The organism is Actinokineospora baliensis (assembly GCF_016907695.1).
In the GTDB taxonomy this organism is placed as follows: Bacteria; Actinomycetota; Actinomycetes; order Mycobacteriales; family Pseudonocardiaceae; genus Actinokineospora; species Actinokineospora baliensis.
The window spans coordinates 4,766,833-4,779,813 of the sequence record NZ_JAFBCK010000001.1 but is presented as its reverse complement, the minus strand read 5'-3'; the positions used below and the strand labels follow the sequence as shown (position 1 = coordinate 4,779,813).

Genomic DNA, 12,981 nt, shown 5'->3' with positions numbered 1-12,981 from the left:
GCTCAGCGGTACTCGTCCTTGAGCCGCAGCCAGGACATCGTCGGGTCCTGCGGCCAACCCTCCGGGGAGTCCTCCCACTGCTCCTGGCGCCCGTAGGGGGTCAGGTCGAGCAGGCTGAAGTCCTGCCGGAGGCGGTCGACGCCGCGGGAGGTGGTCTCGTACGTGCGGAACACCTCGTCGCCGTCGCGCAGCAGCACCGAGAGGGCGAAGCCGCCGCCGATGCCGAAGTCGTCGGTGAGGGTCGTGCCGTGGCAGGAGTACCAGGGGGTGGACCAGCCGAACCGGTCGCGGACGGCGTCGATCTCGTCGCGGGGCGCCGGGGACATCAGGATGAGCCGGGTGTCGCGGGCGTTGAGGTGGACCTGGCTGGGGATGTTGTCGGTGAAGGTCGCGCAGCCGCCGCAGATGTGGTCGTTCCCGGCCGCGAGCATGAAGTGGTAGATGACCAACTGGCGGTAGCCGTCGAACAGGCCGGGCAGGTCGACGGTGGAGCCGTCGGGCGCGGTGAAGCGGTAGTCCTGCTCGAGCCTCACCATGGGCAGGCGGCGGCGTTCGGCGGCGAGCGCGTCCAGTTCGCGGGTGAGCGCTTTCTCTTTCACCATCAATGCGTCGCGCGCGTCCTGCCACTCCTGGGCGGACACGACGTCGGGTCGGCTCACAGGGTCCTCCTCTGTCGGGAGCGCCTATCGCACCACGACGGTATGACAATCGCGAGGGACGAGCTCCCCGATCACGGTCGCACCGGGTACCTCACCTGCGAATAGCAATCCTCCGGAAGTCTGCGCGTCTGCGAGTAAGAGGGAGTCTGGACCGAGTGAGACGTGCGGGGCCACCCAGTCCAGATTGCGCTGTGTACCGCCGCTGACGTAGCCGTCGCGTAAGGCCTCGCGGGCGCCGTCGAGGTAAGGGACGGCGGCGGAGTCGATGATGGCGGTGACGCCGCTAGCGCGAGCGAGCTTGTGTAGGTGCCCTAGAAGTCCGAATCCCGTGACGTCGGTCGCGCACGTAATGCCTGCGTTGAGCGCCGCGGTGGCTGCGTCGCGGTTGAGGGTCGTCATCACCTCTATCGCGTGCGGGAACACTTCGCCAGTGGCCTTGTGGCGGTTGTTGAGCACGCCGACGCCTAGAGGCTTGGTCAGCGATAGAGGCAGTCCTGCGCGGCCCGAGGAGTTCCGCATGATGCGTTGCGGGTCGACGAGACCGGTGACGGCGAGCCCGTACTTGGGTTCGGGGTCGTCGACGCTGTGCCCACCCGCGACATGGCACCCTGCGGAGGCCGCCACGTCGACGCCACCCCGCAGGACCTCGGCGGCCAACTCCATCGGCAGCACATCGCGCGGCCAGCCGAGCAGGTTCAGGGCGACGACGGGCCGCCCGCCCATCGCGTAGACGTCGGAGAGCGCGTTGGCGGCCGCGATCCGCCCCCAGTCGTAGGGATCGTCGACGACCGGGGTGAAGAAGTCCGTGGTCGCGACCAGCGCCAGGTCAGCGCCGATCCCGACGACGGCGGCGTCGTCACCGGTGTCGAGGCCGACGATCAGGTCGCCGTGCGGGTCGACCGGGGTGCGGTGCAGACCGGCGACGACCCGTTCCAGCTCGCCAGGGGGGATCTTGCAGGCGCACCCGCCACCGTGCGCGTACTGCGTCAGCCGGTGTGTCACACCCAGGAGTGTGACACGGTCACGGTGTGTCATGATCATGTCGTGTCCCGGGGAGGCGTCTCCGGCCTGGTGGCCGGCTCGGTCTTCAACACCGGCGAGCGGCAGGTGCTGCCGCTGGCGGGTTCGATTCCCGTCCGCCTCCGCCGGGTCGAGCCGTGACCGACCCGCGCAGGCGAGTGCCGCGCACCGACGCCGTCCTCGCCGAGTTGGGTGCCGAGGTCGCCGAACTCGGCCGCGACACGGTCAAGGTGGCTGTTCACACCGCGCAGCAACAGGTTCGGGACGGGGTCATCGCCCCGGAGGACGTCGTCGACCGCGCTCGGGCTGCCCTGCGGGTGGGGCCGCGGCCGATCCTCAACGCGACCGGGGTCATCGTGCACACGAACCTCGGCCGCGCCCCGCTGTCGGCAGCCGCGCGAGTCGCGGTGCAGGCCGCCGCAGGCACGACGGACGTCGAGTTCGACCTGGCGACAGGCGCTCGGCGTCGGCGCGGGCTCGACACCCTTGACTCGTTGCGGGCGGCGGTGCCCGATGCGCAGGACGTGCACGTGGTGAACAACAACGCGGCCGCGCTGCTGCTGTGCGCGATCGTGTTGGCGGGCAGCCGCGACATCGTGGTCAGCCGGGGCGAGTTGGTGGAGATCGGGGACGGGTTCCGCATCCCGGACCTGCTGCGCGCCACCGGGGCTCGGCTGCACGGGGTGGGCACGACGAATCGCACCACGGTGCGCGACTACGCCGAGGCGATCACCGGGGACACCGGTTTCGTGCTCAAGGTCCACCCGTCGAACTTCCAGGTCACGGGGTTCACCAGCGCGCCGTCGGTCGCCGAGTTGGCGGGGTTGGGGGCGCCGTTGGTGGTGGACATCGGGTCGGGCCTGCTCGGTCCGCACCCGGTGCTGCCGGACGAGCCGGACGCGGCGAGCGCGTTGCGGTCCGGTGCGAACCTCGTGACGGCGAGCGCGGACAAGCTGCTCGGTGGCCCGCAAGCCGGGTTGTTGCTCGGCGATGCCGCGCTGGTCGACCGGTTGCGCAGACACCCAGCGGCGCGCGCGGTTCGGGTCGACAAGCTCACGTTGGCCGCGTTGGGCGCAACATTGCGCGGCCCTCGCCCGCCGGTGGTGGCGGCGTTGGAGGCCGAACTGTCCGGTTTGACGCGACGAGCCGAGCGGTTGGCGCACTCGCTGCGCGGACAAGGTGTTGACGCTGTTGTGGTGGACTCCGCCGCGGTGGTCGGCGGTGGTGGCGCTCCAGGTGTAGAACTTCCCAGTGCCGCAGTGAGCCTGCCGGAGTCCTACGCACACCTGCTCCGCATTGGGTCAACGCCCGTAGTCGGAAGGATCGACCACGGGCGTTGCCTGCTCGACCTGCGCACCATCGCCGAGGCCGACGACGACCTGTTGCTGGAAGCCGTACTCAGCGTCGGTTGATCTCCAACACCGGCGGCCCCACCTCGTCTGAGGCCAAGATCGCCTGGTGCACCTGCTCAACCCACCCGGTGGGCGACAAGCCCAGTTCCTCCACCAACGCTTGCCGGAGGCGGTGGAACACTTCCAACGCCTGGTAGCGCCGTCCGGCCCGGTAGAGCGCGAGCATGTACTGGCCATGCAGGTTCTCGTGCAGCGGCAGGTCTCTCGTGAGGCTGGACAGCTCGCCGAGTATCCCCAGGTGCCGCCCCAGCCGCAGATCCGCGTCGATGCGCTGCTCAACCACGCTCAGCCGCTCTTGCTCCAGGGTCGCGACGTGCCCCTCCAGCAACCGTCCAACTCGGACATCCGCCAGCGCTGGCCCGCGCCACAGAGCTAGTGCGCCGTGCAACAGGGAAGCGGCACGGGCCGCGTCACCTTCGGCCAACGCGTCGGACCCGAGCGCGGCACGTTGACGGAACCGCTCGTGGTCGAGATGTTCCAGCCGCAACGAATATCCGCCGGACGCTGTCGTGAGTATCGAGCGGATGGGAGTGTCCGAGAGGGGTGTAAGCAACCGACGTAGACGCAAAACGTAGGTCTGCACGGTGACAACCGCGCTGGCAGGCGGCCGCCCGCCCCACAGCTCCTCGATCAACCTCCCGGTCGACACGACGGTGTTCGCCCGCAACGCCAGCAACGCCAACACCTGCTTCGGTTTGGTGGCACTGGGCGCAGCGCTCGCGGTGTCGCAGGTGACGAGGAGCGGTCCGAGCACGTTGACCTGCATTCTCACTACCCCTGAATCGGCGTCGGGACACGACCTGGGAGGGACGCGCGCAGCAGGACACCGGGTGTTGCTCTCTACCGCAGCCGGGGAATGGCCGGTGAAACCTTCCCAAGCCCCGAAGTCAATCGCCTCCCCGGCGCCACAGCAACCCTCTTCCGCCCCTGACTTCGCACCGCCCCTTCGCGTAGGCTCCCCGTCCCCACTTCACGCGGTCTCTGCGGCTTGCCAGCGGAGCCAGTGCAACACCCACTCACCGGTCCGGTCCGAACCCACTCCGTGCAGCCGCATCGGGTCCAACGGAGCGATCACCGTGATCGCCGTGCCGTCCGACAGATGCGCGTACGCCCGCGCCTGCGGGTCGTCCTCGCTGTAGCACAACACCAGCGTCGCGTGGTCGAGCGTGTCCAACCACCCCAACAGCTCCGCACACGCCTGCGGCTGATCCGGCGCCGGGACGAACACCTCGACCCGCCCCGGGCCCTCCCCAGCAGCGTGGACGCCCAAGCTGCCCACCACCAGACTCGGATACTTGTGCGAGTGCGCGCGAATCGACGCGGCCGCCTGGTCAATCTGCTCCCACGGAACAGTGACGGGTTCCATTGTTGCGGTCATGCTGATTGCCCTCCGTACATCGTCTTCAAGATGGGCAGGACGGTCGCCCTCATCCGAGAACCGAAACCCCTCCGGCACCACGTACACACGCTGGCCTGGTCCCGCCGACAACCCCGTCGCCCTGCTCATCTCGGCTCCACTCCACTGAAGTGCGAGCGTGAGCTACGCATCCGTAGTTCACGCTCCACCGTAAGCTACCCTTAGGTGACCCAAAGTCAGTTTGGACTACATGCCCTAGTGATGCAAGTTGTTCTTGGTCTACCCTGAGGGGCGTCGACAACAAGACACGGGACGTGAGAAGACGACATGGTGGGATATACGGACATCGCAGCTCATTTCCGCAGTCAGATCCTGTCGGGTGAGCTGGCCCCGGGGCAGCGGCTACCGACCCTGCGGGAGGTTACGGCCGAGTTCGGAGTTGCCCAGCAGACGGCGAGCCGGGCGTACAAGGCGCTCAAAGCAGAGGGGCTGACCAGCGCCACCACCGGTGGTGGAACCGTGGTCGCCGACCCGAGCACAGCGACCAGCGCCAGGGTCCGAAACTGGGCGACGACCGGGCGAGCGCTGTCCAACAACGAGTCCTCCGAGATAGTCGAACTCGGCACCGTCAGTGCGGATGAGGCCGTTGCCGCCCGCCTAGAAGTCGAGCCGGGCAGTCCTGTCTTTGTCCGGAGGCGGGTAGTCAGCCGTGACGCCGCGCCAGTGCATCTGACCAGCTCCTACTACCCCGCCGAGGTGGTCGAGGCCACGCCGGAACTGAAGGTCCCCACTTCTACCGGCGGCTCCCGCGAACTAGCGGCAGAGCGGCTGGGGTCGGCGCAGGAACGGGTACTGGAGGAAGTGACCTCGCGCTTGGCCACCGACGGCGAGAAGCTTGCGCTTGGCTTGACCGGTTCGAGTTCGACCGTCGTCACCCAGGTGACTCGGACTGTCTGGCTCGCAGACGGGCGGATCGTGGAGGTCGCGGTGAAGGTCTGCCCCGGTGCGACCGTTCTCAAATGGTCCACTCCACTGGCCTGAGCGCCATCGGGTGAGGACTTTCTCCACGTGCCCACAGCGATGGTGCGGAATCACCGGCGGACACAGGCGGCGATACCGCGTGTGGACACGCCAGCCACGTGGGGTCACAGGTCGAAGCGGGTGCCGTCCTCGGCAACAGAAGCACCACACGCCTCTATTTGGGTTCGGGCCAAGGAGTCGTGGGCGACGGCGGGGTTGGTGTTGTTCAGGTGCGTGTAGTACCAGCGCGTGGGCCCAGGTGGCAGGAGCGGGAGCGACTCCACGATGGGGAGGTGGCCCATGGCTCGTTGGTCGGTTTGGGCGGTGGTGGTGGCCATCTCGTCGGGTGAGTGGAAGGTGCCGTCTAGGAGGGCGTGGGTGGCGCCAGCGAGGAACTCGGTGAAGGGGGTGGGCCAGTGGGCCAGGCAGGGGGCGTAGACGAGGGTGCCGCCGGTGGTGGGGTCGGTGATGCGGTAGGCCACGACCCAGTTGGGGGCGGGGGTGGCGGTTTGGGCGTAGCGGGGGCGTTTGCCGGACAGGGGGAACACGGTGCAGGTGAGGCCGTCGAGGGTGAAGGTGGTTTCGGCGGGGTGCCAGGTCCAGTGGTGGTAGTGGGCGAGGAGACCCCGGACTGCGGCGTGTGACAGGACTGGTGGGGGTGCCCAGACGGTCAGTTGGCCTTCGCGGAGGAGGGTGAGGCCGAGGGTGTGGTCGAGTTCGGCGTCGGTGAGCAGGGCGCCGCGGATGGGGGTTTCGCGTCGCCCTGGGCCTGGGGCGAGTTCGGGGGTGGCGGCGATCTGTTCGCGCAGGTCCGGGGATGCGTTGAGCAGGAACCAGTTCTCGCCGGTCGCGCTGATGGCGAGGCAGTCCTGGCGGCGGGGTGACACGGCGGGGTCGCCTGAGCGGGCACGGGAGCATTGGGCGCAGGCGCAGTTCCACTGGGGTAGGCCGCCGCCCGCGGCGGTGCCCAGGACGATGACCTTCACCGGCGCATCACGAACGGAAGGTCTTCAACTACCGCGCCTACTACGACGTCGTGGTGGGGCGACAGCGAGCACACGGGGTCAGTGTTCTCCGCCGCGCCGGTCAGCAAGAACGCCTGGCAGCGGCATCCGCCGAAGTCGACCTCGCGACGAACACAGGTGCGGCACGGGTCGCGCATCCAGTCCTCGCCCCTATAGGCGTTGAACGACGGCGAGTCGTACCAAATGGCCGCGAGAGGTCGCCGCGTGGCGTTCTCGAAGGTCAGGCTGGAGATCACGTGCGCTGACGGGCACGGCAGCACCGTGCCATCGGGCGCGACGGTGAACTGGCGGGCGCCCCAGCCGTGCATGCATGGCTTCGGCAGGCGGTCCTGGTAGTCGGCGAGCACGTAGATCACCTCCATGCGCCCCGCGAGCCGCTGCCGAGCGGCCCGTACGACCGGCTCGGCGGCATCGAGTTGGGCGCGGGTGGGCATGAGTGCGGCCCGGTTGCGCAGTGCCCACCCGTAGAACTGCGTGTTCGCGAGCTCAAGGCGGTCCGCGCCCCACTCTTCGGCCAAGTCGATGATCGCCGCCACCTGGTCGTGGTTGCGCCGGTGCAGGACGGCGTTGACGGTCAGCGGTAGCCCTGCCGAGCGCACAGCGGCGGCCGCGGCCTTCTTGTGCTTGGCGGCGCGAGTACCGGCGATGATGTCAGCGCGCTGCGGGTCAGCGGCTTGGATGGACAGCTGCACGTGCTCGATCCCGCGGGCGGCGAGGTCGGCCATACGCGCTTCGGTCAGGCCTAGGCCGCTCGTCACGAGGTTGACGTAGCAGCCCAGACTTGAGGCGTGGCTCACGAGCTCGGACAGGTCTCTTCGGGCAAGAGGCTCGCCGCCGGAGAGATGCACCTGGAGTACGCCGAGCTCGCGGGCTTGGGAGAGGATCGATCGCCATTGGCCGGTGGTCAGTTCGCGGTCGCGGTGGACCATCTCCAGCGGGTTCGAGCAGTACGGGCAATGCAGTGGGCACCGGTGTGTGAGCTCGGCCAGCATCCCCAGTGGGGCGGTCATCGGGTCTCCTCGGGGTGCAGCACGCCGCGCGTGACCAGCCCGCGCAGCAGGGTCAGCACGTCGTCCGGGCGCACGCCGGTGTAGCGCTCGTCGAGCCGGGCCAGGATGTCGGGCACGGTGGCCACCCCGTCGCAGGCGGCGATCACGGCAGCGGCGGTGGGGTTGAGCAGCAGCACGTCTTCGGGGTGGAGCACGACCGGGGCCCGCCGTACCGGGTCGAACCCCAGCCGTGCTCCCCGCCGCAGCCGCGGCGCCCACCCGCTCACCGCTTCCCTGCTCCGTGGCAGGCGTGGTCGATGGCACTGAGCATGGACCAGAGCACATCGCACTTGAACGCCAGCGCGGCCACGGCGGAGTCTTGGTCCGCCCGCGTCTCGCAGTGCGCGAGCACCAGGTCGACCGCTTGCTTACCCTCGGAGGACACGGCGTCGACCCGGGTGGTGAAGTAGGTGAGAGCCGCGGGTTCGATCCAGGGGTAGTGCGCTAAGACGTCGGTTACCCGGCGGCGCATCAGGTGCCCGGAGAACATCTCCGTGAGCCCCGCGGCGACCGCCATGACCCAGGGCTGCGTCTGCGCGAACCACACATAGGCGTCGACCGCGAACCGCACGCCGGGTACGACGTGCCGCTCGTCGAGCACCTCTTCGCGAGTAAGGCCAAGGGCCTCACACAGCCGCAGCCAGTCCTCTCGGCCGCCTTCGCCTTCGACCGCGCCATCGTGGTAGACGATCCGCTCCAGCCATAGCCTGCGGACCTCGGGAACGGGGCAGTTGCTGACGATCGCGGCGTCCTTGCGCGGTAGAACGCTCTGGTAGTACCAGCGGTTCGCCGCCCACGTGCCCAACTCGTCGCGGGTGAGGTGCCCGGCGTGCATGCGCTCGTGGAAGGGGTGCGTTCCCCAGTAGCGGCTGGAGAGGGCTCGCAGGGCAGCGAGGAAGTCCTCCCGCGGCAAGGGATCGGTCAACGCCTAGTCCTGCCGCGCGACGTAGGCCGTGACCTCCATGGGGGTGTCGTAGTCGTCGAACTCCGGTGCCACCCACTGCTCGCGGTTGTCACCCATGTGCGCTCCTGTCTCTCGGCACCTACTCCCCCAGCATGGCCACCGGACTTCGAGCCGACCTGGAGCGCCGCTGGACCGCGAAACGGGCTGTGGCCGCGGGATCGAGTCCCACGGCCACAGCCCGTCAGCTACCTACTCGGGATCAGGCCCGCTTGCGCCGGGGCCGACCGCTGAGCAGAACCAGCACACCGGCCACGAGCAGCACCAGTGACCAGCCGAACAGCGTGATCGCGCCGGTCGCACCGGTCGCGGCCAGGCCGCCCTGGGCCTCGGGTGCGGCCTCCTCGGCGTCCCCGTTGGCCGCGATCGAGTCGTCGACCGGGACGTCGACCGCCGACGGCTGGGAGGTGACGGAGTCGCCGCCCGAGACGTCGCCGGAGGCGGTGGCCACGTTGTGCACCGTGCCCGCCGCGATGTCGGCCGCGGTCACCACGTACCCGAGCTTGGCGCAGGTGAGCGAGGCGCCCGGGGCCAGCGTGGTGTCCGGGCAGACGACCCCGGTGATCTTCGGGTCGTCCACGCGGATGTTCTCCAGCGCCACGTCACCGGTGTTGGTGACCAGGAACGAGTAGTCGATCAACTCGCCCTCGTCGGCCAGGTCGTCGCCGTCGGTGTCGCGCAGCGCCGCCGACTTGACCAGGGTGATCGCAGGCGAGTCGCCCGCCTCGTTGGGGTCCTCACCGCTGACGATCTCGGTGGTCGGCACGTCCCTGGTCACCGGCGGGGTGACGTAGGGCGGGTCGGTGCCCGGCGGCTGCCCGGAGGCGGTGGCCTCGTTGTGCACGATGCCCGCCGCCACGTCCTCGGCGGTCACCTCGTAGGGCTGCGACGAGCACGTGGTCGTCTCGCCTGGGGCCAGGGTGGTGACCGGGCAGGTCACCACGCCCGCCTTGGGGTCGTCGACCTTGATGTCGGTCATCGGCACGTTGCCGATGTTGACCAGCACGAAGGTGTAGGTGATCGTCTCGCCGAGGCTGGCGAGCCCGTCGTCATCGGTGTCGTTGAGGGTGGCGATCTTGTCCAGGGTCAGGCCCGGGTACGCGATCGGGACCTCGGCGATGGCGGGCGGGGTGCGCAGCGGCGGCCCGACCGGCGGGGTGCCGAAGCCGACGGCGACGTTGCGGACGATCCCGGCCGCGATGTCGTCACCGGTCACCAGGTAGGGCGCGGCGGTGCAGGTGGTGGTCGCCCCGGGTGCCAGGGTCGACACCGGGCAGGTGACCGCCCCGGCCTTCGGGTCGTCGACGCCGATGTTGGTCAGCGTCAGGTTGCCCGTGTTGGTGAGCACGAACGAGTAGAGGATGAACTCGCCCTTGTCGGCCAGGTCGTTCTCGTTGCTGTCCTGCAGGTCGGCCCGCTTGGACAGGGTCAGCCGGGGCGCCGGGGGCGCGGTCGGCGTGACGGTGGAGTCCGGGGGCGAGACGACCTCGGTCTGCACGGCGTCACCGAGGTCGGCGACCGCGATCGCGGTGTTGGCGACCTCGCCGAGCAGGATGTCGGACTCGGTCACCTGGTGCGGGGCGGTGGCCGTGCAGGTGGTGACCGCCAGCACCGCCAGGTCGGTGACCGGGCAGGTGACGACGCCCGCGACCGGGTCGACGATGTGCAGCCGGAACAGCGGCACGGTGCCGTTGTTGACGACCAGGAACGACCACTGGATGTTCTCGCCGAGGTCGGCCAGGCCGTTGCCGTTGGTGTCGCCGAGGGTGGCGATCTTGTCCAGGGCGAGACCGGGGACGGCGACGAAGGTCGGCGTGTTGGTACGCGACTCCAGCGACACGACCACGGAGGCGTCCGGTGCCAGTCCTCGGGCCGTCGCCACGTTGACGACCTGCGCGGCGGCGACGTCCGCCGCGGTGGTCACGTGCGGGGCGTTGGACGTGCAGACCGTGCTCTCCTGCTGGATCAGCGTGGTCTTCGGGCAGGTGGTGCCGACCAGCAGCGGGTCCTGGATGGTGAGGCCGGTGACCACGACGTTGCCGACGTTGGTGACCGCGAAGGTGTAGCTGATCTGCTCGCCCTCGTCGGCCAGGCCGTTGCCGTTGGTGTCGGCCAGGACGTCGTCCTTGACCAGGGCCAGGACCGGGTCCGGGTCGAACACCGGGATGTTGGCGGTGACCGGCGCGGAGCGGACCTGGACGCCGCTGGGGGCGGTGCCGACGGCGGTGCCGATGCCGAGCACGGCGCCGACGTCCACGTCGTGCTGGCGGATCGTGTAGGGCAGCCGGGCGCAGGTGGCGCTGGCCTCGGGGGCCAGGACCGGCTGCGGGCAGATGGTTTCCGGCCTGCCGCTGAGCTCGCCCTCGACGATGACGTTGGTCAGCGTCACGTTGCCGGTGTTGGTGATGGTGACGGTGAAGTCGATGACCTCGCCGAGGTCGCCGATGCCGTTGCCGTTGGTGTCGACGAGCGTCCCGGTGTGGGTCAGGCCGATGGACGGGAGGGGCACGAAGACCGGGATGGCGGAGGTGACCGGCTCCGACAGCGTGACGACGCCTCCGGCGGAGGTGCCCCTGGCGCGCACGGTGCGTGTGACCGAGCCCGCGGCGGCGTCCTGTGGTGTGACGACGTACGGGATGGATTGGGTGCACACCGCGGTGCCGCCGGGCTGGACGCTCAGGTTGGCCGGGCAGCCGGACAGGCTCGGCGCGCCGACGACGATGACGACGTCGACGTTGCTCAGCGAGGTGTTGCCGTTGTTGGTGATCGTGGAGGTGAAGCGGATGGTCTCCCCCGCTTCGACGCGGCCGTCGCCGTTCTCGTCGCCGAGGGCGAAGGTCTGCGAGATGCTCACCGCGGGGGCGGGCACGAACGTCGGCGTCGTGGTGGTCGACGGCGCCGAGGTCACGGTGGCGCCGCCCGGCGAGACACCGGAGGCGGTGGCGGTCTGCACGACCGAGCCGTTGACCGCGTCCTGCGCGGTGATGACGTAGCGCGGTGAGCGGACGCATTCGACGGTTTGGTTGGGCTGCAACGTGACGACGACACCGGCGCACGGGTTGGTGGCCAGGTCGGCGCCGGAGACCACGATGCCGGTGAGGGCGACGTTGCCGGAGTTCGACACCAGGAAGCGGTAGTCGATCTCCTCGCCGACCTCGCCGACGGTGTCGCTGTTGGTGTCGATGAGGTTCGCGGTGCGGACCAGCTCGATGGCGGGCGCCGCGGCGAAGGTCGGGATGTTGGTGACCGTGGGCGCGGAGGCGACGAGCTCGCCGTCCGGGGCGGTCGCGTTCGCGGTGCTGGTCGTGACGACCTGGCCCGCGGTGACGTCGGCGGCGGTGACGACGTGCGCGGGGGCCGAGCAGGAGGTGCTCGCGCCCAGCGACAGGGTCGTCGTGCCGCAGGTGACGGTGCCCGCGCCGTTGTGCTGCACGGTGAGGCCGAACAGGGTCACGTTGCCCTGGTTGTGCGCCTCGAGGGTGTAGGTGATGTTCTCGCCGACGTCACCGACACCGTTTCCGTTGGTGTCGTTGAGGTTCGCCGAGGCCGACAGCGCGACCGACGGGGCCGGGGTCGCGGTCGTGGTGACCGTGACGGCGTCGTTGTTGGCGGTGTTGGCGTCGCTGTCAGCGGGGCCGGTCACGACCGAGGCCTGGTTGACCAGGGGGAAGGTGAAGGTCGCGGGCGTGGTGCCGTTGATCCGGATGGAGGTGGAGGCACCGGCCGCGAGTGCGCCGCCCGCGCAGGAAACCAGGTTCCCCGCCACCGCGCATCCGGCGGTCGGGCTGCTGACGCCCGTGACGGAAATCGGCACGTTGTCGGTGAAGGTGAAAGACGCCGCCGAGCCCGGGCCGTTGTTCGTCACGGTCACGAGCCAGGAAATGGCGGCACCGGGATTCGCGGCTTCGGGGGCGTAAACGCTCACCGCGAGGTCGACGGTCGCGCGGGGGTCGGCTTCCTGGACGCTCGGGGCGTTCTCGACGGCGGGCGCCTGGTCGACCGAGGGCTCCTTGGGCGGTTGCTCGCTCGGGGCGCTGTCACCCGGTTGTGCGTCCTCGACCGGGGTAGGCGCCTCGGACTGGGAATCCTCAGTGGAGGGTGCCGGGGACTCGGGCCCCTGGGCGGGATCGGACACTTCGGACGGGTCGACCGCGGTGGCCGGTTCCCCTTCCACGGCGATGTCCCCGGTCGGGCTGACCACCTCCACCTGGGGTGCGTCGACCGGGTCCGGGTCGGCGAGCACCGGGCCACCGGTGGACACCAGCGTCGCGACGACCAGCAGCGCGACGGCGGCTCTGGCACCGGGTCTGCGGATCAGGGTTGGCAGGAGCCTCCTGCCGGGGTCCTCTGGGGGCGACTTCCGATTCCGCATCCCGCACCTCGCCACATAGTCCAGCCAGGACGTTCCCTGGGTGGATTCAAAGACTAGGGCCGCTGGATCACAGCACAACGCCGGCAACGACTGTCCACCCGGAAGA

Annotated in this window: 12 protein-coding genes, 1 tRNA gene and 1 pseudogene; 4 read left to right on the top strand and 10 right to left on the bottom strand. The window is 69.6% G+C overall.

Annotated elements, in window-relative coordinates; translation table 11 throughout:
* Positions 1-2: 2 nt before the first annotated feature.
* Both JOD54_RS21865 and selD read right to left on the bottom strand, forming a co-directional pair.
* Positions 3-659, bottom strand: coding sequence for a DUF899 domain-containing protein (locus JOD54_RS21865; protein ID WP_204452621.1), 657 nt, complete (start codon positions 657-659; stop codon positions 3-5).
* Positions 660-683: 24 nt separating this feature from the next.
* A complete protein-coding gene (gene selD, locus JOD54_RS21860; protein ID WP_239573463.1) occupies positions 684-1,694 on the bottom strand; it encodes a selenide, water dikinase SelD in 1,011 nt (336 codons plus the stop codon).
* An 18-nt stretch (positions 1,695-1,712) separates the two neighbouring features.
* Between selD and JOD54_RS21855 the strand changes: the two genes are divergently transcribed.
* A tRNA-Sec gene (locus JOD54_RS21855) sits at positions 1,713-1,804 on the top strand.
* Between the two features lie 12 nt (positions 1,805-1,816).
* Positions 1,817-3,091, top strand: a complete 1,275-nt coding sequence (gene selA, locus JOD54_RS21850) for an L-seryl-tRNA(Sec) selenium transferase (protein WP_204452616.1) — start codon at positions 1,817-1,819, stop codon at positions 3,089-3,091.
* On the opposite strand, the gene JOD54_RS21845 is transcribed toward selA, so the two are convergent.
* Together JOD54_RS21845 and JOD54_RS21840 are read right to left on the bottom strand one after the other, a co-directional pair.
* A complete protein-coding gene (locus tag JOD54_RS21845) occupies positions 3,078-3,857 on the bottom strand; it encodes an AfsR/SARP family transcriptional regulator (RefSeq protein WP_204452614.1) in 780 nt (259 codons plus the stop codon). The two genes, selA and JOD54_RS21845, sit on opposite strands and share 14 nt — an antisense overlap.
* Before the next feature lie 204 nt (positions 3,858-4,061).
* Positions 4,062-4,373, bottom strand: a complete 312-nt coding sequence (locus tag JOD54_RS21840) for a hypothetical protein (RefSeq protein WP_204452612.1) — start codon at positions 4,371-4,373, stop codon at positions 4,062-4,064.
* 402 nt (positions 4,374-4,775) lie between these two features.
* Here JOD54_RS21840 and JOD54_RS36055 point away from each other — a divergent pair.
* Together JOD54_RS36055 and JOD54_RS21835 are read left to right on the top strand one after the other, a co-directional pair.
* Positions 4,776-4,961, top strand: a pseudogene (locus tag JOD54_RS36055) (GntR family transcriptional regulator); the annotation flags it as partial.
* A 6-nt stretch (positions 4,962-4,967) separates the two neighbouring features.
* Positions 4,968-5,489, top strand: coding sequence for a UTRA domain-containing protein (locus tag JOD54_RS21835; protein WP_307860204.1), 522 nt, complete (start codon positions 4,968-4,970; stop codon positions 5,487-5,489).
* Between the two features lie 104 nt (positions 5,490-5,593).
* On the opposite strand, the gene pqqB is transcribed toward JOD54_RS21835, so the two are convergent.
* From pqqB to JOD54_RS21805, 6 genes are all read right to left on the bottom strand, one after another.
* Positions 5,594-6,454, bottom strand: a complete 861-nt coding sequence (gene pqqB, locus JOD54_RS21830) for a pyrroloquinoline quinone biosynthesis protein PqqB (protein WP_204452607.1) — start codon at positions 6,452-6,454, stop codon at positions 5,594-5,596.
* Entirely contained in the window at positions 6,451-7,503 is a 1,053-nt protein-coding gene (gene pqqE / locus JOD54_RS21825; RefSeq protein ID WP_204452604.1) for a pyrroloquinoline quinone biosynthesis protein PqqE, read from the bottom strand. The genes pqqB and pqqE overlap by 4 nt, the downstream gene beginning before the upstream one ends.
* On the bottom strand, positions 7,500-7,769 hold the full coding sequence (gene pqqD / locus JOD54_RS21820) for a pyrroloquinoline quinone biosynthesis peptide chaperone PqqD (RefSeq protein ID WP_204452602.1): 270 nt from the start codon (positions 7,767-7,769) through the stop codon (positions 7,500-7,502). The genes pqqE and pqqD overlap by 4 nt, the downstream gene beginning before the upstream one ends.
* The gene (gene pqqC, locus JOD54_RS21815) at positions 7,766-8,467 is read right to left on the bottom strand and encodes a pyrroloquinoline-quinone synthase PqqC (protein ID WP_204452599.1); all 702 of its coding nucleotides are present in this window, start codon (positions 8,465-8,467) and stop codon (positions 7,766-7,768) included. Before pqqC ends, pqqD begins: the two co-directional genes overlap by 4 nt.
* Before the next feature lie 3 nt (positions 8,468-8,470).
* A complete protein-coding gene (gene pqqA, locus JOD54_RS21810; RefSeq protein ID WP_204452597.1) occupies positions 8,471-8,563 on the bottom strand; it encodes a pyrroloquinoline quinone precursor peptide PqqA in 93 nt (30 codons plus the stop codon).
* A 142-nt stretch (positions 8,564-8,705) separates the two neighbouring features.
* Complete coding sequence (locus JOD54_RS21805; RefSeq protein WP_204452594.1) at positions 8,706-12,875, bottom strand: CLIPPER-2 domain-containing protein; 4,170 nt, start codon at positions 12,873-12,875, stop codon at positions 8,706-8,708.
* Positions 12,876-12,981: the final 106 nt, after the last annotated feature.